This window comes from Paenibacillus sp. KS-LC4 (genome assembly GCF_036894955.1).
Taxonomy (GTDB): Bacteria; Bacillota; Bacilli; order Paenibacillales; family Paenibacillaceae; genus Pristimantibacillus.
This window is the reverse complement of the sequence record NZ_CP145905.1, coordinates 2703722-2726208: the sequence shown is the minus strand read 5'-3', so window position 1 is coordinate 2726208 and position 22487 is coordinate 2703722. Positions and strand designations below refer to the sequence as shown.

The window sequence follows — 22487 nt, the reverse complement described above, 5'->3', positions numbered from 1 at the left end:
TCCCACCTGCCTTTAAAGCGAAATATCTACATGATGTCCCTTATAGGGATGCACAGGGGGATGGCTTTCTTCATGCTTATCCTGCCCATCCTGTTTTTTGTGTTTGCCCTTGCGTTCATCTGAATACTTGCTTGATTCTTGATCCTGACGAACGTTTAAGCCTACAGAATGCTCTACTTCCGTATTTTTGTGACGAACTAGCTCGGTCTGGGCAGCTTGCTGCTCGGCAAGCTTCGTCTGATCCGACAACGGCTTATGATTCATCTGCCCTTGAAGTACGCTGGATTCCGGTGTGCGAGGAACCGATATTTGCAAATCAATAGGTTTGAAAGCCATCTTGATTACCTCCCTCTTCGGTCAGCTTGCTCAAGTTTTTACGAACGGTAATTAACCTGCGAGATGTCTCCATCTAAATACTGAAAGGAAACACGCTGCAACGGGTCTTTAATATATTTCGTATATCGGCCAATTACAATTTTGATTCCGCCATAAATCGTGTTATTGACGTCAACTCCAGCTTGGTCGCTATCCTCCAGCGTGCGCTCAATTTCCAAAATTCGCTCGCGGAACTGCTCGACTTCGGTCATCGACTGCCGTCTAGTCGCACTAAGCTTGATGCGCATCGCCATTTTGTCATCGGTCAGCTGCCCAATTGCAGCCAATTGATCCAAAATTACAAGCGCTTTATCTGCCTTATCCATACTCTCATTGTGTTGTTTAAGCTTTGTGCGCAATTCCAGAAGCTCCGAGCGGTGCTCCGGCTTTACACCTACTTCAATTACTGTAGCGGTAGACATTGTATTCCCAATGGTACGAGCCTTTACGCGCTCACCCGCTTGAACAGTCCCGCCAACAATCAGCCCCTTGGCTCCAGAGCAAATGACGTTGTTGCCAGCACGAACATTCGAGTGCATAATGCTCTGCGAGACGAGCACATCATCGCCAGCAATAACATTGCCATCCTGAATAAAGGAGCATTTCACATTTTTACCAGCTTTGACAAACCCTTTGTTGCCGGCCATAATGCCACCTGATATTTCGATGGAGCCTTCAGCGTCCAAATCGGCGCCTTCAACCCCGCCAATAATGCGAATATCTCCCGCAGATTTGATACGGAAGCCGCTAAGTACATTCCCGCGGATGACTACGGTACCGACAAAATCAATATTTCCTATTTTATAATCTACGTCGCCATTAACCTCGTAAATAGGAAATACATTGATTTTATCCTTATCCGTCATCGTAATGAGTCCGTCCAGCGCCGCATACATGGCAGTTTGCTCATTGTTCAGCACGACATTTTTTCCTATTTTAAAACGCGCTGCCTTGCCTTCTTTCGAAGCTACCTCATCCCCGGTTACCGTTATACCCGGCTCACCGGCAGCAGGGGCTACCAGCTCAGCAATCAGCTGACCACGCGTCACATTTTTCAATTGCGTCATTTCCTTGAAATCCACAGTGCCATCTTCATTTTCGGCCGGGCGCCGCTCTTTGCTTTTCATATCGTAAATAAATTGAACAAAGCCATCCTTGCCAACTTCAGCAGGCTTTCCTTCGGCAATTAAAGTTTGCTCTTTATAAAAAGCGAGCGGATTGTTACAAATGCTTTGAAGGACGCCGGGCACAACACCAACGCTCACTCCACTGCTTTGCACAAACTGCTCTAATTGTTCGACCGAGCATTCAAAATCATCCGTCAAACGTTTGAATGTCAAAAAGGCTGACATTTTATCTGCGGAAATTTGAACGCTCATTATAGTATCCAATAATTGACCTTCCATTACACGCCTCCACTCTAGTACTGCATTAGTTGATCTTTATGCTTGGATAAAGCTCCTCTAAGACGTAAAATAGCTTTGGAATGGAGCTGGGAAATCCGTGACGGCGAAAGCGACATCACGTCTGCAATCTCACTTAAAGAAAGCTCTTCATAATAAAAAAGGGAAACGACGATACGTTCTTTCTCCGTCAGCTTCTCTATTCCATTCACTAACGAATCTTTCAAATATACTTCATGGACCTTATGGTCAGGATTTTTTGCCCGTTCATCCACGAGCAGAGAAAGTCTTGTTTCCGATTCTTCCTCGCGAAGAGGATCCTCAAGCGAACATACAGTCGTTACCGCAATCTCTTGGAGCATCGTTGTAAACTCCTTTTCCGTTATGTTCAGATAACTGCTAATTTCAGCATCGGAAACCGAGCGTAAATACTGTTGTTCCAGCTTTTGATAAGCCTCTTCTACTTTTTTCGCTTTCTCTCTCACGGATCGCGGTACCCAGTCGCCTTGACGGAGACCGTCAATAATTGCGCCGCGAATGCGCCAGGAAGCATAGGTCTCGAATTGCAGCCCCCGACAGTAGTCAAACTTCTCTATCGCATCAATTAGTCCCATAACGCCATTGCTGGCTAGGTCATCCTTCGATACATTTTTAGGCAGGCCAATAGCCATACGATTGGTCACATAATCAACAAGCGGCAAATATTGCTCAATAAGCCGCTTCTTCGCTTCAATATCCCCTTCTTCTTTCCAGGCTTGCCACATCGGAATGTTTAAAGAAGCAATCATATTTTTCACCCTCCTGTCAGGTGACGTACTACTTTAGCCAGTTCTTCCGGTTCTTTGTTTTGTGCAGACACGAGCTGCGGCGGCGCTAATGGCCGAAACGGCTCTTGCTCTTGCGACATTTGCTGCTTGCCATCTGCCTCACCTTGTGCAGGGCGAGTATCCAGTCCGTCTTTCAACAGCTGATTTAAATCTTCGCTTTCGTCCGGCGTCGTTAAATCAAACTGTGATCCTACTCCATCTTCTTCTATAGCGCCGTTATCCAGTAGTGCCGGAGGCTTCAAAATAAACGTAAGCACCGCACGCAGTATAAACGCAATGACAACAAAGGCGATGAATGCATATACACTGCGTAGCAGTATGACTGTGACCGCATTTTTACCGAGTGAGAAAAGAATCGTTAATATAACACCCGTTAGTCCTAATCCGACATTCCATCGCCAATTTCCGATCATATTAATTCAAATCTCCTTTATTCCAAGCTGTACGCTGCGAATGAGTAGCAGACCGCTTCCGCTGTCAAACTCAATAGTGCGACCATAATTGCCGCCTGTATCCTGTGCAAAAACGGGAATCTTGAATTTGTTGACGATCTCAAGACAAGATTCGACATTTCTTGGACCAATGCGCATAGAGTCCGACTGCCCTGAAAAAGCGAACATTTGTGCGCCGCCAGCCAATTTCGCAACTATGCGATTTTGCTGTGCACCCACATGCTTCATCCGTTCTAGAAGCTCAGGAATGGCTGTATCCGCATATTTCGCCACGTTAATCGTCGACTCTCTTGCAATTTCAGAGGAAGGCAGCATGACATGCGCCATACCGGCTACTTTATTATACGGATCATATAGCGTAAGCCCTACACAAGAACCAAGCCCAGTTGTTTTGAGGACGGAACCCTCCGTTGCAATATTTAAATCAGCCATTCCTACCTTAATCAAATTTTGCTGTATCATTCGACATTTACTCCCAAAGCGCGGAAAATTTTTGTGAACGATTCAGGATCGGGTATGAGGAAAAAATGGCCTTCCAGGTCTTGGCAGTCTTCTAGAAATGTCGTTTCAATCAACAGCGCGGAATCACCCATCTCGCCATATTGCAGCAAGCCATAGCTTAAAATAGCACCCGCCATGTCCAGCGCAACAGATGGAACCGATGGAGCCATCGCCAAGTGAGTAAAATCAGCTAGCGAGGACAGATAAGAGCCTGTCAATATATTTCCGATTTCACATAAAGCTGAAAACTCCATTTCGGAATAGCCCGTCTCATCGTCATGAGGCAGTGCCAGCAGTTGAGTAAGCAAACGCTTTGCTGCATCCTCCTGAATAATGAAGAACATATTTCCTGGCGCTTCGCCTTCCACTCTTAAAAATACGGCGATGACGACCTGCTCTGTACCTCCAACGCGTTCGGCAATTTCTTCAAAGGGCAGCAGGCTAACCTTTGGCACTCCCATATCGACTGGCTTGTTAAGGAGACGAGACAATGCAGTAGCTGCATTGCCTGCGCCAATATTGCCAACTTCCTTTAGTACGTCGAGCTCAAAAGCTTCAAACTTGCTGAATTGTGGCACTTTTATCCCTCCAGTTGCATGAGCTGTTCGATCTCGTTTTTATTCAGCACCTCAACTAGATTTAACATAATGAGCAGCCTGCTGTCCCCAAGCTTAGCAATGCCGTGCAAGTATTTCGCTTTAACACCGCCAACGATTTCTGGTGGAGAGTCGATGTTGTCCGTATCGATATCTATGACATCATTCGCGGAATCGACAATAAATCCTACTTCAAGATCATCTACCGCTACTACTATAATTCGCGAATTATCTGTCGGTTCCTGCTCAGGTAGGCCAAAACGCCCACGAAGATCGACAACAGGCACAACCACACCGCGCAAATTCATAACGCCTTTAATAAAAGCAGCTGTTTTAGGTACGCGAGTAATCGGCGACATCCGCTCTATCGTTCTGACTTTATCTACTTCAATTCCGTATTCCTCTTCAGCTAGCGCGAAAACAATGACCTTCAATTCTTCTCCCATTGTGAAAACCTCCTATTTGATTAATGCGTTAGGATCAATAATTAATGCCACTTGGCCGTCACCTAAAATCGTCGCTCCAGAAATCGCCTCGATATTGGTCAAATATTTGCCAAGCGTTTTAAGCACGATCTCGTTTTGGCCGATAAACTCATCAACGGTGACCGCCGCCCATTTTTCTCCCTTGCGCACCACTACAATTTCGGTTTCTTCCTCGGCGCTATCATTAAAGTCAGGTGTCTCAAGCACACGGCTCAGCGATACAAGAGGAATAACAGTATTGCGGAATTCAATCATTAAATTGCCATGAACGTTCAAAATTTGCGATCTGCGGATAATGCTGGTTTCCACAATGGAGGATAGCGGAATCGCATATTTTTCCGAGCCCAGCTTGATCAGCATGGCCGAAATAATCGACAACGTCAGCGGAAGCTGTACCGAAAATTTAGTCCCTCTGCCAAACGCCGAATCAATGGTAACATTTCCGCCGAGCGATGTAATTTTGGAACGTACAACGTCCAGTCCTACACCGCGTCCAGAAATATCTGAAATTTTCTCAGCTGTACTAAAACCTGCTGCAAAAATCAGCATATTAATTTCGTCGCTGGACAGCTTTTTCGCCTCATCTTCGGTAACGACGCCGTTTTTGATCGCTGTCTTCAGAACGCGCTCTTGGTTAATGCCGCGTCCATCCTCTTCCACTTCAATGAACACATGGTTGCCGCTGTGGTAAGCGCGCAGGTAAATGGTTCCTACCTCCGACTTTCCAGCAGCAATACGTTCTTCCACCGTCTCGATGCCATGATCGACTGAGTTGCGAAGCAAGTGAACGAGCGGATCGCCTATTTCATCAATAACGGTACGGTCAAGCTCTGTATCCGCACCTGTGATGACCAATTCGATTTTTTTATCAAGCGACTTCGCCAAATCGCGAATCATGCGCGGGAAACGGTTGAACACCGAATCGACGGGAACCATGCGCAGCTTGAGTACGATATTTTGCAAATCCGTACTTACACGCGTCATATGCTCAACCGTCTCGGTCAAATCATTGCGCTTGATTTCGCTTGAAAGCTGTTCCAGTCGTACGCGATCAATCAGCAGTTCGCTAAACAAATTCATCAGCGTATCCAGACGGTCGATATCAACGCGAATTGTCCGATTAACAGCTGCTGGTGCAGCCGCAGCAGCAGCTTCTTTACGAGGTGCAGCCGCGGCAGGAGCCTTGTCTTCGTCTTTTTTCTCGATGACAGCGATTGCCGCTGCAACCTCTTCCTTCGCCTTCTTAATCTCATTCTCTGCTTGCTGGCTCGCTGTTGGCGTGCTGAGCAGATGAAGCGACTCCTCATCAAGCAAAGTCACAACTGCCGACTCTACTTCGGATACATTCATAATTTGCACGTGCAGATCTTCCAGCTTCGTCTGTGTAATTGTAAATACAGTGAAGGAACGATCGAATTTTTCCTGCTCCAAATCCTGTACAGAGGGCTCCGATTTCACAATCTCTCCGTGTGCTTCTAGCAGGTTGAACACCATATAGGCGCGAACGGCCTTCAGCAAACAGTCCTCGCGAATCGTTACATGAATATGATAGGCCTGATGACCGCTATCAATGGATTGCTTAAGAACCGAAGTCTGATATTCATCCAGCAGCAAAATAGGCTTGTCCGCACTGGCAGATTCGCCTGTAGCTGCGGCCTTTTGATCCGGCTCCGCTTGTTTATGCTCTCCGCTAAAAATCGACTGAAGTGCGGACACAATTGATGTCACATCCGCTTTACCAGTACCACCGTTAACGACATCCTGCACCATAGCCTCCAGCGCATCAAGACCCTTGAAAAGGGTATCAAATATAAAGCTGTCCATCTTGAGCTTGCTATTGCGAACAAGATCAAGCACATTTTCCATTTCATGTGTTAAGGCAGCCAGATCCTCATATCCCATCGTTGCCGACATGCCTTTCAAAGTATGAGCCGAACGGAATATATTTTGAACAATTGACAGATCTTCCGGCTCGCCTTCCAGTCGCAATAAGTTTTCATTCAAACTTTGAAGATGGTCGTTAGATTCGTCGATGAACATCGACAGATAGGCATTCATATCCATTGTATCGCACCTCCTGCTAGACTTGTGATTGCTTCAATCGTTATTTAAGTACACAGCTTTCTATGCGTGCAGCGATTTGTTGCAGCGGGAGCACGGTCTTAACTGCTCCGCTTTCGTAGGCGCTGCGCGGCATACCGTAAACGATGCAAGTTTCCTCCGCCTCGCCTATGGAGGTTACCGCACCGCTCTCAACCAGCTGCTTAAGACCCTTCGTACCATCGCTGCCCATTCCGGTCAGGATGACCGCATGACGCTTTAGCTCCTTGAAAGGAACCAATGATTCATACATCACATCTACCGATGGACGATGCCCATTGCGCAGCGGCTGCTCAGTTAAATGAATATAATAACCGGAACTATCTTTGCCAAGCTCTAAATGATAGCCTCCGGGAGCAACATAGACAACGCCCGGATGTACCCGGTCGCCTTGAGCCGCTTCAACGACATGCAGCGCACTGAAGCTGTCGAGACGCTGAGCCAGCGATTTTGTAAATTTGGGAGGCATGTGCTGAACCACTAGGACAGGCGCACCTAAATCCCTAGGCAAAGCGCTAATGACCGTATGCAAGGCACGTGGTCCACCTGTTGAAGCGCCGATTGCGACAATATGCTGAAACGATGTAGACCTTGGCAGCTCTTTTTTCGGCGGGGAAGGCTCTTCCGTTTTTTTGCTCGCTATAATTGGCGGAGCAACTGGCTTATATGTAGAGGAAGGCGCCACCGTTTTGGCTGCCGCTGGCTGTTCCGGCTTTTTGCTAATGCTGGGCGGCTTTATGGGCGGCGTAATTTCCGTTCTCTTCTTCGCCGTAGTAGGTGCAGCAAGCCGTGATGCTGCTTTTGTCTGTGCTTCGGTTGTTGGAGGCTTTTTCGTTTCTAACTCCTTTGCCTTATCTGGCAGCTCCATCTTCTCTTCAATGAATGAAGGCTTCCTCGCCTGTACGGCAGTTTTTAGCTTCTCAATCAATTGCTCCCCAACCTGGATAATATCATTTGTTGCAATGCCTGACGGCTTGCGTATAAAGTCAAATGCTCCAAATTGCAAGGCTTTGATTGTATCCCGCGTATTATCCTCACTAATGCCGGACAGCATAATGACCGGTGTCGGATTTTGTTTCATAATCTTTTGCAAAGCTTCAAGTCCATTCATTTCAGGCATTTCCAGATCAAGTGTCACAACGTCGGGCTTCCATTTTTCCACTGCTTTAACAGCTTCGGCCCCATTGGTTGCAGTCGCTATAATTGAAAACATTGAATCTTTTAAAATTAGGTCACTAAAAATTTTTCTCATAAAAGCAGAATCATCTACAATAAGTACACGATAAGGAGCCATCTTTTCCCCTCCCCTGATTAAAAGGACTATCTCGTTAGCTTGAATAATTTATGCAAAAATCCCTTTACACCGTTTTTAGCATCAGATTCCGGTCTATTGATTTCGAGAAAACGAACTGCAATTTCATGCATCGCTTTCGATGCTTCACTGCCTGGGTAGGCAATCGTGAAAGGAATCTGGCGTTTTACTGCCTTGCCCACATGAGCATCATCGGGAACAAGCCCAAGAAATGGCAAGGAGGCTTCTAGGAAGCGCTCAGCAGCCAAATTGATTTTATCTGCTGTTAGTCGACCTTCCCGCTTGCTGTCTGCCCGATTAACAACAAGTCTGAAATTAGGATGGATACCCATCGCTTTTACCATCTTAATCAAGGCATACGCATCGGTTATAGATGTCGGCTCTGGCGTCGTAACAACGATGGTTTCCTGAGCTGCGGCAATAAATCTCGCCGTTTCCTTGGAAAGTCCCGCTCCCGTATCAAACACAATAACGTCGTACAGACCTTGAAGCTTGGAAACCTGCTCCATAAACAAAGTCAGTTCTTTATCCGACAGCTCCAGCAAATCCTTGATGCCTGATCCACCTGCAATATAATGCAGCCCTTCGGGCCCTTCCTGAACGACATCCCAAATCGTTTTGTCCTGCTTGAACAAATGGTATAAATGGTAGGAGGAGCGTACGCCCATCAGTATATCAATATTGGCCATTCCAATATCGACATCAAAAACGAGAACCTTCTGACCCAGCCTCTGAAGCATCAGCGCAAAATTGAGACTAAAGTTGGACTTGCCCACACCGCCCTTGCCGCTGGTGACTGCCAAAATGCGCGTCTCGCGCTTGCTGCCTTCGCTGCTGCTTGCCTTTACCATATGTCGCAGCGCTTCAGCCTGATCATTCATCGTCTGCTTCCCCCAGCAAGTCAAACATATAAGCAGCAGCGTCAAAACGACCAATATCGTCCGGCACCGTCTGCCCTCTTGCCACATAAGTCGGTGTTAAACCAAACTTCATCACAAGGTTGAAAATAGAGCCGTACACCGCCGTTTCATCCTGCTTCGTAAACAATACCTTCTCGATGCCGTATTTCACAAAGTTTCCGGCTACTGACGTCATATCCTTCGTTTTGCCGGTAAGACTCAGCACAAGCACCGTTTCGTTACGATCATGCGATTGAAGCAGGCTATTCACTTCTGAGACATTCAGCTCATTACGGAAGTTGCGGCCAGCCGTGTCCATATAGATGAGCTCTCGGTCTTCAAGCTGCTTGAATGCCTTCGGCAAATCCATAGGAGAAAAAACAACCTCCAGCGGAATATTTAATATATTCGCGTACGTTCTCAGTTGGTCGACGGCTGCAATTCGGTACGTATCCGATGTAATAAAGCCTACTTTCTTGTTATGCTTAATCGTTTGATTAGCCGCAAGCTTAGCGATTGTTGTCGTTTTTCCTACGCCCGTTGGACCAACAAAATGAACGATTCTAGCCTGCTCATCAATCATGCCGGCAGCATATGGAGCCATCCATTCCAGCAACTGCCGTTTGGCTAGCTCCCATACTTGCGAACGTGTCAATGGCTCCCTTTGCTCCGCTTCCCGCTCAGAGATGATCGCCATTAGCTGATCGATCCACTCCGCTTCCAGCTCCTGCTCTTGAAGGCGGTTATGAAGCGCTTGTGCAGCTTCCGAAAATGAATTTCCTGCTTTCTGAGAAGAAAGCTGTAGGAGGGACTGCTTAATCCCTTTAATTTCATCCATCAGCTGTTCGCTTACCGGAGAAGCCGCTGCAACTGGCGCAGCTCTTGCCGGCGGTTCAATCGTAGCTGTAGCAGCTGCTGCGTTTGCCGCTGCTGCACGCTGCTGCTTCTGCATCGTCTCCGTAATGGCAGCCATTACGGCACTGACATCATCCGGCGCTTTGCGCTGCTGCGGCGGATTGTTTGGGGCAGCAGCGCTGGACTCAATAGCGGCAATAACTTCCATTTTCTTTTTACGAAACATACCCATGAAGCCGCCGACTTTGACTTCTTTCGTATTCAATATAACGGCATCCTTGCCAAGATCGCTTCGAATCATTGGCAGCGCCTCGGGAAGGGCATTGACCACATAACGTTTCACTCTCATAAATTCACCACCCCTACGCTCTGAACTTCAACGCTAGGTTCAAGCTCACTATAAGAAATGACCGGAACCTCCTGCATCGTCCGCTCCACAATCTGACGCAAATACATGCGGATTGTAGGTGAAGTCAACACAACAGGCTGCTGTCCAGACTGGATTTGCCGTGTAACCTGCTCATTCAGCTTGGAATAAATTTGTTGAGTGACGATCGGATCAAGCGCAATATAACTTCCCTGATCGGTCTGCTGCACGGATTCAGCGATTTTCTTCTCCATCGCTGGCCCGACTGTAATCACTTTAAGCTTGTCTCCCGATGCCGCAAACTGCTGAGTAATTTGCCTTGACAGCGCTTGTCTGACATATTCCGTCAGTACATCGGGGTCTTTCGTATAGTGGCCGTGATCAGCTAGCGTTTCAAAAATGGTCACCAAATCGCGAATCGAAACTTTCTCACGAAGCAGCTTGGCAAGCACTTTTTGCAAATCGCCAATGGATAAAACAGAAGGAATGAGATCGTCGATAAGCGCTGGATACGATTCCTTAACATTTTCAATAAGCGCCTTCGTCTCTTGACGGCCGAGCAGCTCATGCGCATGACGCTTAATAATTTCAGTCAAATGCGTGGCGACAACCGATGGCGGATCTACGACAGTGTATCCCGACATTTCCGCTCTTTCCTTCATCTGCTCGTCAATCCAAATGGCTGGAAGCCCGAATGCCGGCTCTGTCGTCTCGATACCGAGTACCGACTCATCATCGAACCCTGGGCTCATTGCCAAATAATGATTGAGCAGAAGCTCGCCTTTCGCAACCGTATTCCCTTTAATCTTAACCACATACTCATTGGGCCTTAATTGAATATTGTCGCGGATTCGAATAACGGGAACGACAAGACCTAGCTCAAGCGCACATTGCCTTCTGATCATAATGATTCGATCCAGCAAATCCCCGCCCTGCTGCGTGTCTGCCAGTGGAATTAGGCCGTAGCCAAATTCGAACTCGATTGGATCCACCTGCAGCAAGCCAATGACGCTCTCCGGATTGCGAACCTCTTCAATTTGCTGCTCTTCCACAAGCATCTCCTCTTGCTCCACTTGCTTCTCCTGCAACTTCTTCATTCTCCACGCTCCAAATGCGAGAAACGCCGCAAAGGGGAACGTACGAAGAACGCCGATTGGCGAAACGAGACCAAGCATAGCAATAGTTCCTGCAACTATGTATAAAAGATTAGGATATTTAAATAACTGTGCTGTTAAGTCCTGCGCCAGGTTCCCATCCGATGCAGCCCGTGTAACGATTAAGCCTGCTGCTACCGAAATTAGCAATGCTGGAATTTGACTGACGAGGCCGTCCCCGATCGTTAGAATCGAATAGGTTTCGAGTGCCTCAGCAAACGCAAAGCCATGTACTGCCATCCCGATTATAAATCCACCAACCAGGTTAATAATGAGAATGATGATGGATGCAATCGCATCCCCTTTTACAAACTTACTGGCACCGTCCATAGCTCCATAGAAATCTGCTTCTCTTTCAATCTTGGAACGACGAGCCCGCGCCTGCTGCTCATTAATGAGCCCCGCGTTTAAGTCGGCATCAATACTCATTTGCTTGCCGGGCATCGCATCGAGCGTAAACCGTGCTGCTACCTCGGCCACCCGCTCAGAACCTTTTGTAATAACGATGAACTGAACGACGACGAGAATAAGGAAGACGATAAACCCGATTGCGATTTGCCCACCGCCGACCCATCTGCCGAATGTTGCGACAACTTCCCCTGCTTCTGCATGCTGCAAAATGTTCCGGGTTGTGGAAACGTTGAGCGCTAATCGAAATAAGGTCGTAACAAGCAAAATGGCGGGAAAGATGGAAAACTCCAGCGCTTCCTTCGTATTCATTGCAATAAGCAATATCATTAAAGCAACTGAAATATTCAGGATAAGCAAAATATCGAGCAAAAGAATAGGGATGGGAATAACCATCATGAGCACGATGCCTATGATCCCGAGTAAAACGATAAGATCTTTTGGTTTCATGACGCTTCCTCCTCCCTTAAATTACGATGATTTGACACGGCCTTTCAGCTTGTAAACGTATGCGAGCACCTCCGCCACCGCCTGGAACAGATCTGCCGGTATGGCATCTCCGATTTCGGCGCGTTCGTATAATGCTCTGGCAAGCGGCTTATTTTCCATCGTTATAACGCCGTGCTCTTTGGCGATTTCCCTAATGCGCAGCGCCACATGATCCATGCCTTTGGCAATAATAACGGGCGCCTCCATATTAGAGGAATCATATTTCAAGGCGATTGCAAAATGCGTCGGGTTCGTAATAACGACATCTGCATTCGGAATTTGCTGCATCATCCGCTGGATGGCCATTCGCCGCTGTTTTTCACGGATGCGGCCTTTAATTAGCGGATCACCCTCTGATTTCTTATGCTCATCCTTAATGTCCTGCTTGGACATTTTCATGCTTTTCTCATTTTCATACTTTTGATACAAATAATCGGCAAAGGCAAGTATGACTAGTGCAGCACCGATCTTAATCCCCAAATTAACTGTCAAACCAGCTGCAAAGGCGAAAATTTGTTCAACAGATAAATCTGAGAGCGAAAGCAACCGGCTCCAATCACTGGCAATCGTCTGATAGACCAGCAATCCAATGATTGCAAGCTTGAGCATGCTTTTAAGCATTTCCACAATCGAGCGCATTGAGAATATTTGCTTTAATCCTTGGAGTGGATTGAGCTTGCTGATCTTCAACTTAAGCGGCTCTCCAGTAAGCAGAAATCCAAATTGAGCAACGTTGCCAATAATGCCAACCAAAATGGCTATCGTAAATATCGGCAACAAGAAAATCAGCATTTGGGTTATTAGCGTATAAAATAAGTTGAAAACATTTTCTGAGGTCAGCTCCATAAGCAGCCAATTTTCGAATATATCATCGAACATCGTCATAATACGCTTTTTGTAAAAACCGCCAAACATAGCAAAACCAGCGAACGTAAACAATAAAATGAAGGAGCTGGGAAAATCCGCCGATTTGGAAACCTGCCCTTTTTTACGTGATTCCGAGCGTTTTTTCGGGGTTGCTTTTTCCGTTTTTTCTTGGCTGAACAGCTGCAGGTCGAGCTTTAAGCGATACAATTGCACCATTACAGCCCCCTTTACCCGTTCGGCCCTTTGAAAATAACGAATAGCTGCTCCAGATTATCAAACATAATAGAAAAGAGCCGTTCATATAATCCGGCAAGTCCCGGCATTAAAAGCACGAGCAAAATCATTCCGATAATGAGCTTGAGCGGTATTCCAATAACAAACACATTGTATTGGGGCGCTGTTTTGGCTAGAAACCCCAGCCCAACATCGGTTAGAAACATAGCAATGACCAGCGGTGCTGCAACTTGCAAAGCTAGAAGGAAGGTGTTTCCAACTGCCTTTACTAAAAACTCGCTAATGCTGCCACTGCTGATTCTCGCAAAAAACTCTCCAGCAAGCGGCATCCATTTGTAACTGTCCATTAGCCCTTTAAGCAAATAATGATGACCATTCAAGGAAAAGAAAATGACAATGAGCATAAGGTATTTAAAATTGCCCAGCAATGGTGCCGAAGTGCCCGTCAAAGGATTGACGACGTTCGCCATTGCAAAACCAATTTGCAAATCCATTAATGCCCCTGCTGTCTGTACGACCACAAAAAATAAATAAACAACAAACCCGAACAGCAGGCCAATCAATATTTCCTGTACAACGTAAAGCACATAGCTTGCATCCGTAGCCACCGTCTGGTTCACGCCATAAGTGAGAAACACAATAAAGGATATAAAAAAACCTAGCCCAAGCTTCGCAACATTCGGCACCATTTTACCTGAAAACATCGGAGCCACGACGAAAAATGATGTAATTCGACAAAAAATAAGCAAAAAAATAGGAAAACTTTTTTCGATAAGCTCCATCGCTGCGATTCACGCCTATCCGATATATTTATACAGGTTGTCCAGCAGATTATAAGTGAAATCGACGATCGTATTTAAAATCCACGGCCCAAACAAAACAACGGATGCAAAAACCGCTACGATTTTCGGAACAAATGCTAAGGTTTGCTCTTGAATCTGGGTAGTCGCTTGAAAAATACTAACCAATAGTCCGACAACAAGAGCGATAGCGAGCATAGGTGCGCTGCTTTTTAAAACTACAAATACAGCCTCGCTTGCCAAACCGATAATAAAATCGGCACTCATTGAACATCCCCCTTACAGTCGTCAGGTATTGAAGCTTAATAACAAGGATTTGACTATCAAATACCAGCCATCTACCATGACGAACAGCAAAAGCTTGAACGGCAATGAAATCATTACTGGCGGAAGCATCATCATCCCCATCGCCATCAATGTACTCGCTACAATCATATCAATGACGAGAAATGGTATGAATATTAGAAAGCCCATTTGAAAGGCTGTCTTAATTTCGCTAATCGCATATGCCGGAATGAGAACCGTCAGTGGAATATCCTCGAATGTTGCCGGCTTTTCCGTCTTCGTGTAATCCATAAACAGCTTCAAGTCCTTCTCCCTCGTCTGCTTGAACATAAACGCCTTCATCGGCACAGACGCCTTCTCGAAAGCCGCTGTTTGGGAAATTTCCCCTTTCAAATAGGGCTGAAAGGCTACCTCGTTTACTTGACCAAAGGTAGGGGCCATAATAAAAAAGGTTAAAAACATCGCAAGTCCGATCAGCACTTGGTTCGGCGGCATCATCTGCGTACCGAGGGATGTTCGAACAAAGCTTAGCACGATAATAATGCGTGTAAAGCTGGTCATTAATACTAGAATAGCAGGTGCTATGCTTAGTACAGTAATAAGCAACAATATCGATAGCGCGCTAGGGTTCGGCTGATCACTGCCCGTATTGCCAAAGTTAATTTCTACGTTCGGCAGCGGTTCAGCAAAAGCATGTGATTGAAATATGAGTCCGGTTAACTGTACCGCAACAAGAGCTATCCACCATTTATTTTTCATGATCATCATTCAACCGTTCATTAGGGTTAGGGTCTTTGAGGAGTGCTTCGAGCTGCTGCTTGCGATCCGCCTGACGATTCATCTTGTCCTTGAGCACATTCTGAAACGAAGAAGCATCATTCCACTGTTCATCTCGTGGTTCCTGCTCGCCAGTGCCTTGACGAAAGCGTGAGATTAAGCCCGTCAAAGCGCTAGGCGACCAGCCACCCTGCACTTGCCTCTCCATTGCCTCAATAATTGCCTCAGCCTGTGCCTCATCATCAATCTTATCCAGCAAGGTAATGTTCTCACCAACCCCTACAATATATAGACGGCCTGCAAGCTCAACAACTTGAAGCGAATGATTTTGACCTAAGGAAATGCCCCCGAGCGAGCGAAGCGAACGATTTGTTCCTCCGAACGCTCGGTTGCGCCGCGAGAGCCATTTAATAACAACAATGATTAACCCGATAATTAGCAACAAAGAAAAGATAACCCATACCACACTACCTGCCATGTTGGACGGGCTAGTATATGGTGATTCAGGCTGGCTCGTCTGAGCTGCTCCCGCAAAAGCGGCGGCAGGCAGAACGGCCATGCCTGAAAACAATATAAGCGTTACACGAGCTTTAAGTTTGACCATCGCATACAACCGTTAGCCCAGCGTTTTCTTGATTGCTTCAATAACACGGTCAGCTTGGAAAGGCTTTACGATGAAATCTTTTGCTCCAGCTTGAATGGCATCAATAACCATTGCTTGCTGTCCCATTGCAGAGCACATAATGACTTTTGCATTCGGGTCGATTTTTTTTACTTCTTTAAGTGCTGCAATGCCGTCCATCTCTGGCATCGTGATATCCATTGTAATAAGGTCCGGCTTTAATTCCTTAAATCTTTCCACTGCTTGTGCACCATCTGGTGCTTCACCAACTACCTCGTAACCATTTTTGGATAAAATATCGCGGATCATCATGCGCATAAATGCTGCGTCGTCTACGATTAGAATGCGGTTTGCCATCTTTTTCTTCCTCCTAGGATGCTATTGTAATTTTTGAATTCGGTCCCATTGGCTTACGATATCGGTTACACGTACGCCGAAGTTCTCATCAATAACGACAACCTCGCCTTTTGCGATCAGCTTATTGTTAACCAGAATGTCTACAGGCTCACCAGCAAGCTTGTCCAGCTCGATAATAGACCCTTGAGACAATTCCAAAATATCTTTTATTTGCTTCTGGGTCCTTCCTAATTCTACGGTAACCTTCAGTGGTATGTCGAGCAGTAAATTGAGGTTTGTTTCATCGCCTTGAATATATGGCGCATTATTGAAATTAGCAAACTGCACAGGCTGGACATTCACATTGCGATTGGCTGCATGGCCATATGTATTCGGGCCAGGCGGCTGCATCATCGGCGCTTCATAATATCCCGCTGGCGGTTGTTGTTCTTGCTTCTGCAACGATGGAGCCGTAGGCTGCGCTGGAGCGCTCTGTGGCGCTTGCGGAGCAACCGGAGGGGCTTCTACCACCGGAGGCGCTTCGACTATTGTCGCGCTCTCTACAGCCGTCTCTTCACCCATAAGAATAGCAACCATTTGCTTAGCAAAAGAAACTGGCAGTAGCTGCATAATTGTCGAATCTATCAAATCTCCAATTTTAAGACGGAATGAAATTTTTATGAATATATCTACCGGAGGCAGATGACCCATTCCCCCACCGTTGTCTACATCGAGAATATCAATGCCTGGCGGCGATATATTGACAAAACGATTGAAAATAGTAGACATCGACGTTGCAGATGACCCCATCATTTGATTCATCGCTTCTTGGACGGCGCTAATGTGAATCTCATTAAGCTCTTCATCTGTAGGATTACCTGACCCGCCAAGCATTAAATCAGCAATAATTTGTGCGTCTCTCGTCTTAATGACAAGCGAATTTATTCCTTGAAAGCCGTCAACATATTGAACACTTACTGCAACATGTGGCTTTGGAAATTCATCTGACAGCTGATCTCTGCGAATAAAGGTAACTTCCGGCGTCGTAATATCCACCTTCACGCCTAGCAATGTGGACAAGGCAGTTGCTGCGCTTCCGAACGTAATGTTCCCTATTTCACCAAGCGCATCCTGTTCCATAGCTGAGAGGAAATCTGATAACTGAACATCATCGGCAGATGGCTGTTCAGCATCCGTACTGCCAGAAGATTGATTTAGTAACGCATCAATTTCCTCCTGCGACAAATAATCTTTACTCGTCATATTCTTCTCCCGCTCCTTCGTTCACAACTTCATCAAGCTGAATAGCCAACCGATCTTTCACGGAGCCTGGACTGCCGATGAACTTCAATTTATCGCCTACCTTAATATGCAGGCCTTCCCCTACCGGCTTGCTAAGCGAAATGACATCTCCGACATTAAGACCCAGAAACTCTTGAATGGTAATGGAAGATTCACCAAGCTCGGCAACAATCGGCAGCTTCGCTTTGCTGACGCGCTGCTCCAGCATTTCAACTTCCGCTGGAATACGCTCCTTTTTCTGCGAAACGAACCAATGATGCGCCGACAAACGAGGCATAACGGGCTCAATGACAACGTGGGGTATACAAAGATTGATCATCCCCGTCGTTTCACCGATTTTCGTACTTAAGGATATAAGCGCGATTGTTTCATTCGGCGATACGATTTGCATAAATTGAGGATTCGTCTCAAGTGCTTCCAGCCGTGGAGATATATCAATGATTGTTTTCCACGCCTCTTGCAAACTCTCAAACGTCCGGCTAAAAATCTTTTCCATAATAATCGTTTCGATTTCAGTCAAGCTATTGATTTTGGAAGGCGCAACTCCTTGACCGCCAAGCATACGATCCAGCATCGCGTAAGCGACATTTGGATGCACCTCCATCACCATACGTCCTTCAAGCGGCTCCGCCTCAAAGATATTCAATATGGTCATCTTCGGAATCGAACGAATAAACTCATCATAAGGAAGCTGCTCGACCTGAACTACACTGATTTGAACGAAAGTACGAAGCTGCGCTGAGAAATAGGTTGTCAAATATCGCGCGAAGTTCTCGTGTATGCGAGTCAAGCTGCGAATATGATCCTTCGAAAATCGAACAGCGCGTTTGAAATCATAAACTCTGACTTTTTTCGTTTCTTCTTCCTTTTTTAAATCCTCAGCATCCATCTCGCCAGAATTTAGGGCCGCCAGCAGCGCATCTATCTCATTTTGCGATAAAACATCAACCAAATTTTCTCACCCCCTTCAAGGAATGTCGCCAACCAGCATTAAATGTTGGTCATGATAAACGCTGTTATTTCTACCTTGACCAGCTTCTGCCCTTTATCCAAAATCGGATTAATTTCATTGAGCAGCTTCGATTCCAGCAAATCCTCGCCTTTAGAGCCATTCAACTCTTCAGCCGTCATATCTGCAAGTGCCCGGTTAATAATCGGCTTAACTTCGATTTCAATGATTTTATCAAAATCTTCCTTCGTCTTCTTGCTGTCCAGTTGGAAAGCAAAGCTAACGACAACGACTTTGTTCGAATCTTTCAAGTTACGCTTGAATTCTTTAAGCTCTGAGGTTACTTCGACACGCTCATCGGCAGTAAGATGCTTGACTTCAACCTCTTGGTTAGCCGAATCTTCTTTTGTACTTCCCATTATTGTGGGCCACATAAACCAGGCCACAACAGCAATTAATACAATTGACAGCAGTATAGTTACTAACCATGGCAACATTTTTTTCATCTCTATGGACCCTCCGTCTGTTCACTCTTCTGGGCCGCCGCATATACGCCGATCGTACGAAGATAATTCTGGATCAGCAGCAAAAGCTCCTGCGAGCTTTCCACCACTATAAATTTCTTTCCAGTGGTCAAAGTAATAATGGTATCGGGCACTTCCTCCACCACTTCAATCAACAGAGCATTGATCATGAGCTTAGTACCATTAATACGAGTCACTGTAATCATAAACTGCCCCCTCACATCGCGGGGGAGGCGCTATAGCCCCCCACCTGCGTCATGCCTAGCGATTATCGTTTCAGATTGACAACCTCTTGCAAAATTTCATCAGAAGTCGTGATGATACGCGAATTCGCTTGGAAGCCGCGCTGAGCTACGATCATTTCTGTGAACTCGCCTGTCAAGTCAACGTTCGACATTTCCAGTTGTCCAGCTACGATTGCGCCTGTTCCAAGATCAGCGTCACCTGCAACGGTTCTGAAGGCTTCAATATCTCCGTCTGGATTGGCATTATTCGTCATACGATAAAGATTACCGCCCATTTTTTCAAGACCGCTTGGATTAATGACTTTGACTACTCCAATCTGAGCAACTTCTTGTGTTCCATCCGCGGTAATACCGGTGATCATCCCATCTTGCCCTATTGTGAACGAAGTGACCTCTGCTGGCAAAGTAATAACACCACCACCATTATCTAATACAAACAACCCATTTGCATTTACAAGCTGCCTGTTTGCATCAAGTGTAAAGTTTCCGGCTCTGGTTAAGTAAGAAACCTCAGCGTCTGCAGTAGGGCTCACTTGAAAAAATCCATCGCCGTCAATGCGAAGATCCGTCGGTTGGTTTGTTGTCATTGCACTGCCTGGCGTATGAATGGTATCAATAGAAGCAATGCTGACACCAAGTCCGATTTGCTTCGCATTCACACCGCCCTGCTCGCCTTCAGTCGAAGCAGTAACACCCGCTGTTGTTTGGCTTAATATATCGCTGAACATGACGCGGCCGCCTTTAAAGCCCACCGTATTAACGTTCGCGATATTGTTGCCGATGACATCCAGCTTCGTTTGAAAACCGCGCATACCTGACACACCGGAGTACATTGATCTTAGCATAGTATTTAAGCCCTCCTAAATTTAGGTTTATCCTTTTGATTAGTTGGCTGCCTCTGTCGGTCAGCAGCCTGAAGAGCCTCCGTATTGGTCCGGCTCTAGCTTAAAATAACGGCGCTGTCTATTTGCGTGAACACATTGCTTTGCATTTGCTTGCCGTCCATTGCAGTAACGACTGTACGACTAGGCACATTCACGATCATCGCGATATCCTTAAAAACGATTAAAGAGTCAATCGCGCCTTTAGATGCCGCTTCGTCAACAGCATTTACAATTTTCGTTATTGAATCGGCTTGAAGCTGAATGCCACGCTGCTTCATCCTAACTTCAGCATGATGGCTGAATTTCAATACTTTTGAATCAAGCAAATCCTGAAATTCACTTGGCTGCTGTGATTTTAGCCCCGCCGACTTCGCATTGTTTAATGACGAGGATTTGAGTGGAAAATAATGTCCAATCTTTACGCTGTCGCTCATGAGGTTTGTTCCTCCCCGCTATCAGCAGCGGCCTCGCTATCAGGCGTTTCAGCATCACCAACACTTTCAGTTGGAGCATCCGTTTCAGGCTCCTCCGTCTCTGCTGGAGTCTGCTCAGAAATAGTAACGATGTCACTTACTTTAATCATCGTGTTATCTTCAAACTTGGCATATAATACCCCGTCTGTTGCTACAATCGACTTCACAACATCCGTATACATGACGGTGCTTCCTTTATCATCAAGCTCCTTCCATGTTACGCTCTTGCCAATCATTGTAGATGCACTGCCAATGTCCGAATTCAGCTGTGTAAGCTGCTTATTCATATTCATCAACTGCTCGACTGAGGTGAACTGCGCCATTTGGGCAATAAACTCTGTGTTGCTCTGCGGGCTTAATGGATCCTGATTTTTAAGCTGTGTGACGAGCAATTCGAGAAATGCGTCCTTACTAAGCGATGTTTTATCATCCTCGGTCTTTCCTGCTGTTTTAACATTGGTCTGATCATAATTCGGCCAGACTACTTTATTCGTAACGACTGCCAATTCCATCACCTCCATCCCGCAAATGGTTGCTCATGACCCTAACCTCACTTTAGACAGTTGCGTTAACCGACCGTCCGTAGCCCATATCCTGAATGGCGATTTGCTCGATTACATCTGCTTCAAAAGCAGCTTCATCCGCTCTGTTTCCGCCTTTTCCATTGTTGTTCCGATTCGTGAATTGTTGATTGGAGCCTTGTCCCTGCCCGCCGTTAAATAGCTCTGATGCAGCTTGACCCTGCGTCACTTCAAGCTTGTCAATCGTTAAGCCCTGGGATTGCAGTGCCAGTCTCAATTGCGACATTTGGTTGTCCAGCATATCCTTGGCCATTACCGTATCCGTATGGAAAAGCGCCGTCAATTGACCATTTTGCATCGTGATCCTAACATCAACCTGGCCCAGTTGTTCAGGGAACAGCATGATTTTAGCCTCGTGCTTCCCGTTCAATGAAGAAATATCAAACTTCTGTACGATAAGCCCCGTCATGGATTCCGCAAATTGGTCTGCAAGTACGTAAGGCTGAGCGACTGCTCTCGTTGCCACGCTAGTCGTTGCCTGCTTAAGCGAATGAGCAAAGTTTGCATTTAAATTACCAGCCAGAACAGACTCATCATCGGCTGTATCTGCCGTTTCTTCAACCAAAGTTTCGGCTGATAAAGCTTCCGCTACTGCGCTTTTCAAGGCGATAGTATGCTGTGACTGCTGGTTCAAACGCTGAAGCCATGCAGCTGTTTGCCAAGGAGCAGCCTCATCCGTTGCAGCTGGCTCAAATATCGCCTGAGCATTGCTGTTATTGCGATCGGCCGTGCCTGCTTCCTTCTGCTTCAGCAGCAGTTTCTGCAAAGCTTCCAGCTGCTGTGCAATCAGCTGCGATGGCTCCTGCTGCTGAACGCGTTTCGCAGAGCCCTGCTCAAGCACATTAGCAAGCTGAATCAATGCATTTTCCAAATCATGCTTTACAAGCGCAAATTGTGCTTTTACTGCAACGTGATCATTCCCTGCGTCCTCTGCTTGAACGAGCTCCTCTGAGGAAAGCAGCTCATCAGGCTGTTTCAAAGTGACAAGCGGAGAACCTAACAACGCCAGCAATGCCTGCATCTGCTCCAGCATCGCTTGCAAATCTGCCAATTGGGCTAGTGCAGCCTCATCGGTATCAGCAGCATCCAATTCATCCATTTGCTCTAGCAGCCCATCAATAGCGGCAAGCAAATCCTGATTGTTCGTTTCTCCAAGCAACCCGGCTACATTTAGCGCAGTCATCCGAATTGTTCCGAGTGCTGCCGCATCTGTCGTATTTGCTGGAGTTGTTGTACCAGTACCTGTTCCTGCTTGGCCATTATTTAGTTGACCGTTTAGCGTTTGGGCAAAAGCCGCATCGCCTGTACCCTTCACTTGGGCATTCACACCAGCGGAAGGAGCCGCCGCCTGTGAAGCTGCTGGTGATGATAAAACGTCCATTTTT

At 46.4% G+C, this 22487-nt stretch carries 26 protein-coding genes; all 26 read right to left on the bottom strand.

What is annotated here, in order from left to right; translation table 11 throughout:
* Nucleotides 1-12: 12 nt before the first annotated feature.
* Nucleotides 13-336, bottom strand: a complete 324-nt coding sequence (locus V5J77_RS11755; protein ID WP_338555979.1) for a hypothetical protein — start codon at nucleotides 334-336, stop codon at nucleotides 13-15.
* Between the two features lie 38 nt (nucleotides 337-374).
* Entirely contained in the window at nucleotides 375-1781 is a 1407-nt protein-coding gene (locus V5J77_RS11750; RefSeq protein ID WP_338555977.1) for a FapA family protein, read from the bottom strand.
* A 14-nt stretch (nucleotides 1782-1795) separates the two neighbouring features.
* Nucleotides 1796-2566 carry a FliA/WhiG family RNA polymerase sigma factor gene (locus V5J77_RS11745; protein WP_338555975.1) on the bottom strand — a complete coding sequence of 257 codons (771 nt, stop codon included), beginning with the start codon at nucleotides 2564-2566 and terminating at the stop codon, nucleotides 1796-1798.
* Between the two features lie 5 nt (nucleotides 2567-2571).
* Nucleotides 2572-3018 (bottom strand): hypothetical protein, encoded by a 447-nt coding sequence (locus V5J77_RS11740; RefSeq protein WP_338555973.1) that lies wholly within the window; start codon nucleotides 3016-3018, stop codon nucleotides 2572-2574.
* 6 nt (nucleotides 3019-3024) lie between these two features.
* Entirely contained in the window at nucleotides 3025-3519 is a 495-nt protein-coding gene (locus V5J77_RS11735; protein ID WP_338555971.1) for a chemotaxis protein CheD, read from the bottom strand.
* Nucleotides 3516-4136, bottom strand: a complete 621-nt coding sequence (locus V5J77_RS11730) for a chemotaxis protein CheC (RefSeq protein WP_338555969.1) — start codon at nucleotides 4134-4136, stop codon at nucleotides 3516-3518. Before V5J77_RS11730 ends, V5J77_RS11735 begins: the two co-directional genes overlap by 4 nt.
* Nucleotides 4137-4138: 2 nt before the next feature.
* Entirely contained in the window at nucleotides 4139-4600 is a 462-nt protein-coding gene (locus V5J77_RS11725) for a chemotaxis protein CheW (RefSeq protein WP_338555967.1), read from the bottom strand.
* A gap of 12 nt (nucleotides 4601-4612) precedes the next feature.
* The gene (locus V5J77_RS11720; protein WP_338555965.1) at nucleotides 4613-6703 is read right to left on the bottom strand and encodes a chemotaxis protein CheA; all 2091 of its coding nucleotides are present in this window, start codon (nucleotides 6701-6703) and stop codon (nucleotides 4613-4615) included.
* Between the two features lie 40 nt (nucleotides 6704-6743).
* Nucleotides 6744-8033 (bottom strand): chemotaxis response regulator protein-glutamate methylesterase, encoded by a 1290-nt coding sequence (locus V5J77_RS11715; protein ID WP_338555963.1) that lies wholly within the window; start codon nucleotides 8031-8033, stop codon nucleotides 6744-6746.
* Between the two features lie 26 nt (nucleotides 8034-8059).
* Nucleotides 8060-8932, bottom strand: a complete 873-nt coding sequence (locus V5J77_RS11710; RefSeq protein WP_338555961.1) for a MinD/ParA family protein — start codon at nucleotides 8930-8932, stop codon at nucleotides 8060-8062.
* On the bottom strand, nucleotides 8925-10154 hold the full coding sequence (gene flhF, locus V5J77_RS11705) for a flagellar biosynthesis protein FlhF (protein ID WP_338555959.1): 1230 nt from the start codon (nucleotides 10152-10154) through the stop codon (nucleotides 8925-8927). Before flhF ends, V5J77_RS11710 begins: the two co-directional genes overlap by 8 nt.
* Nucleotides 10151-12184 (bottom strand): flagellar biosynthesis protein FlhA, encoded by a 2034-nt coding sequence (flhA, locus tag V5J77_RS11700; protein WP_338555957.1) that lies wholly within the window; start codon nucleotides 12182-12184, stop codon nucleotides 10151-10153. Before flhA ends, flhF begins: the two co-directional genes overlap by 4 nt.
* 21 nt (nucleotides 12185-12205) lie before the next feature.
* Nucleotides 12206-13306, bottom strand: coding sequence for a flagellar biosynthesis protein FlhB (gene flhB / locus V5J77_RS11695; protein WP_338555955.1), 1101 nt, complete (start codon nucleotides 13304-13306; stop codon nucleotides 12206-12208).
* Nucleotides 13307-13317: 11 nt separating this feature from the next.
* On the bottom strand, nucleotides 13318-14106 hold the full coding sequence (fliR, locus tag V5J77_RS11690; protein WP_338555953.1) for a flagellar biosynthetic protein FliR: 789 nt from the start codon (nucleotides 14104-14106) through the stop codon (nucleotides 13318-13320).
* A gap of 15 nt (nucleotides 14107-14121) precedes the next feature.
* Entirely contained in the window at nucleotides 14122-14391 is a 270-nt protein-coding gene (gene fliQ / locus V5J77_RS11685; RefSeq protein ID WP_338555951.1) for a flagellar biosynthesis protein FliQ, read from the bottom strand.
* Between the two features lie 21 nt (nucleotides 14392-14412).
* Nucleotides 14413-15168 carry a flagellar type III secretion system pore protein FliP gene (gene fliP, locus V5J77_RS11680; protein WP_338555949.1) on the bottom strand — a complete coding sequence of 252 codons (756 nt, stop codon included), beginning with the start codon at nucleotides 15166-15168 and terminating at the stop codon, nucleotides 14413-14415.
* Nucleotides 15158-15790: a flagellar biosynthetic protein FliO gene (locus tag V5J77_RS11675; RefSeq protein ID WP_338555947.1), complete on the bottom strand. Its 633-nt coding sequence runs from the start codon at nucleotides 15788-15790 to the stop codon at nucleotides 15158-15160. The genes fliP and V5J77_RS11675 overlap by 11 nt, the downstream gene beginning before the upstream one ends.
* A 12-nt stretch (nucleotides 15791-15802) precedes the next feature.
* Nucleotides 15803-16165, bottom strand: a complete 363-nt coding sequence (locus V5J77_RS11670; RefSeq protein ID WP_338555945.1) for a response regulator — start codon at nucleotides 16163-16165, stop codon at nucleotides 15803-15805.
* A 21-nt stretch (nucleotides 16166-16186) separates the two neighbouring features.
* The gene (gene fliY / locus V5J77_RS11665; protein WP_338555943.1) at nucleotides 16187-17407 is read right to left on the bottom strand and encodes a flagellar motor switch phosphatase FliY; all 1221 of its coding nucleotides are present in this window, start codon (nucleotides 17405-17407) and stop codon (nucleotides 16187-16189) included.
* Nucleotides 17397-18398 (bottom strand): flagellar motor switch protein FliM, encoded by a 1002-nt coding sequence (fliM, locus tag V5J77_RS11660; RefSeq protein WP_338555941.1) that lies wholly within the window; start codon nucleotides 18396-18398, stop codon nucleotides 17397-17399. Before fliM ends, fliY begins: the two co-directional genes overlap by 11 nt.
* A gap of 38 nt (nucleotides 18399-18436) precedes the next feature.
* Nucleotides 18437-18901, bottom strand: a complete 465-nt coding sequence (locus tag V5J77_RS11655) for a flagellar basal body-associated FliL family protein (RefSeq protein ID WP_338555939.1) — start codon at nucleotides 18899-18901, stop codon at nucleotides 18437-18439.
* Between the two features lie 2 nt (nucleotides 18902-18903).
* Nucleotides 18904-19125 (bottom strand): flagellar FlbD family protein, encoded by a 222-nt coding sequence (locus tag V5J77_RS11650; protein WP_338555937.1) that lies wholly within the window; start codon nucleotides 19123-19125, stop codon nucleotides 18904-18906.
* Nucleotides 19126-19187: 62 nt separating this feature from the next.
* Entirely contained in the window at nucleotides 19188-20009 is an 822-nt protein-coding gene (gene flgG / locus V5J77_RS11645) for a flagellar basal body rod protein FlgG (protein ID WP_338555935.1), read from the bottom strand.
* 95 nt (nucleotides 20010-20104) lie between these two features.
* Nucleotides 20105-20482 carry a TIGR02530 family flagellar biosynthesis protein gene (locus V5J77_RS11640; protein WP_338555934.1) on the bottom strand — a complete coding sequence of 126 codons (378 nt, stop codon included), beginning with the start codon at nucleotides 20480-20482 and terminating at the stop codon, nucleotides 20105-20107.
* Nucleotides 20479-21027, bottom strand: a complete 549-nt coding sequence (locus V5J77_RS11635) for a flagellar hook capping FlgD N-terminal domain-containing protein (protein WP_338555932.1) — start codon at nucleotides 21025-21027, stop codon at nucleotides 20479-20481. Before V5J77_RS11635 ends, V5J77_RS11640 begins: the two co-directional genes overlap by 4 nt.
* Before the next feature lie 49 nt (nucleotides 21028-21076).
* The gene (locus tag V5J77_RS11630; RefSeq protein ID WP_338555930.1) at nucleotides 21077-22483 is read right to left on the bottom strand and encodes a flagellar hook-length control protein FliK; all 1407 of its coding nucleotides are present in this window, start codon (nucleotides 22481-22483) and stop codon (nucleotides 21077-21079) included.
* Nucleotides 22484-22487 lie beyond the last annotated feature (4 nt).

Excerpts from the sequence above, each read along its gene's own strand:
- flhA (WP_338555957.1), bottom strand. The coding sequence starts at position 12,184 with ATGAAACCAAAAGATCTTATCGTTTTACTCGGGATCATAGGCATCGTG.
- V5J77_RS11715 (WP_338555963.1), bottom strand. The coding sequence starts at position 8,033 with ATGGCTCCTTATCGTGTACTTATTGTAGATGATTCTGCTTTTATGAGA.
- V5J77_RS11670 (WP_338555945.1), bottom strand. The coding sequence starts at position 16,165 with ATGGCAAACCGCATTCTAATCGTAGACGACGCAGCATTTATGCGCATG.
- fliR (WP_338555953.1), bottom strand. The coding sequence starts at position 14,106 with ATGGAGCTTATCGAAAAAAGTTTTCCTATTTTTTTGCTTATTTTTTGT.
- fliY (WP_338555943.1), bottom strand. The coding sequence starts at position 17,407 with ATGACGAGTAAAGATTATTTGTCGCAGGAGGAAATTGATGCGTTACTA.
- V5J77_RS11755 (WP_338555979.1), bottom strand. The coding sequence starts at position 336 with ATGGCTTTCAAACCTATTGATTTGCAAATATCGGTTCCTCGCACACCG.
- V5J77_RS11650 (WP_338555937.1), bottom strand. The coding sequence starts at position 19,125 with ATGATTACAGTGACTCGTATTAATGGTACTAAGCTCATGATCAATGCT.
- V5J77_RS11710 (WP_338555961.1), bottom strand. The coding sequence starts at position 8,932 with ATGAATGATCAGGCTGAAGCGCTGCGACATATGGTAAAGGCAAGCAGC.
- fliQ (WP_338555951.1), bottom strand. The coding sequence starts at position 14,391 with ATGAGTGCCGATTTTATTATCGGTTTGGCAAGCGAGGCTGTATTTGTA.
- V5J77_RS11735 (WP_338555971.1), bottom strand. The coding sequence starts at position 3,519 with ATGATACAGCAAAATTTGATTAAGGTAGGAATGGCTGATTTAAATATT.
- V5J77_RS11750 (WP_338555977.1), bottom strand. The coding sequence starts at position 1,781 with ATGGAAGGTCAATTATTGGATACTATAATGAGCGTTCAAATTTCCGCA.
- V5J77_RS11725 (WP_338555967.1), bottom strand. The coding sequence starts at position 4,600 with ATGGGAGAAGAATTGAAGGTCATTGTTTTCGCGCTAGCTGAAGAGGAA.
- V5J77_RS11655 (WP_338555939.1), bottom strand. The coding sequence starts at position 18,901 with ATGAAAAAAATGTTGCCATGGTTAGTAACTATACTGCTGTCAATTGTA.
- flhF (WP_338555959.1), bottom strand. The coding sequence starts at position 10,154 with ATGAGAGTGAAACGTTATGTGGTCAATGCCCTTCCCGAGGCGCTGCCA.
- flhB (WP_338555955.1), bottom strand. The coding sequence starts at position 13,306 with ATGGTGCAATTGTATCGCTTAAAGCTCGACCTGCAGCTGTTCAGCCAA.
- V5J77_RS11630 (WP_338555930.1), bottom strand. The coding sequence starts at position 22,483 with ATGGACGTTTTATCATCACCAGCAGCTTCACAGGCGGCGGCTCCTTCC.
- fliP (WP_338555949.1), bottom strand. The coding sequence starts at position 15,168 with ATGAAAAATAAATGGTGGATAGCTCTTGTTGCGGTACAGTTAACCGGA.
- V5J77_RS11740 (WP_338555973.1), bottom strand. The coding sequence starts at position 3,018 with ATGATCGGAAATTGGCGATGGAATGTCGGATTAGGACTAACGGGTGTT.
- V5J77_RS11640 (WP_338555934.1), bottom strand. The coding sequence starts at position 20,482 with ATGAGCGACAGCGTAAAGATTGGACATTATTTTCCACTCAAATCCTCG.
- V5J77_RS11720 (WP_338555965.1), bottom strand. The coding sequence starts at position 6,703 with ATGGATATGAATGCCTATCTGTCGATGTTCATCGACGAATCTAACGAC.
- flgG (WP_338555935.1), bottom strand. The coding sequence starts at position 20,009 with ATGCTAAGATCAATGTACTCCGGTGTGTCAGGTATGCGCGGTTTTCAA.
- V5J77_RS11745 (WP_338555975.1), bottom strand. The coding sequence starts at position 2,566 with ATGATTGCTTCTTTAAACATTCCGATGTGGCAAGCCTGGAAAGAAGAA.
- V5J77_RS11675 (WP_338555947.1), bottom strand. The coding sequence starts at position 15,790 with ATGGTCAAACTTAAAGCTCGTGTAACGCTTATATTGTTTTCAGGCATG.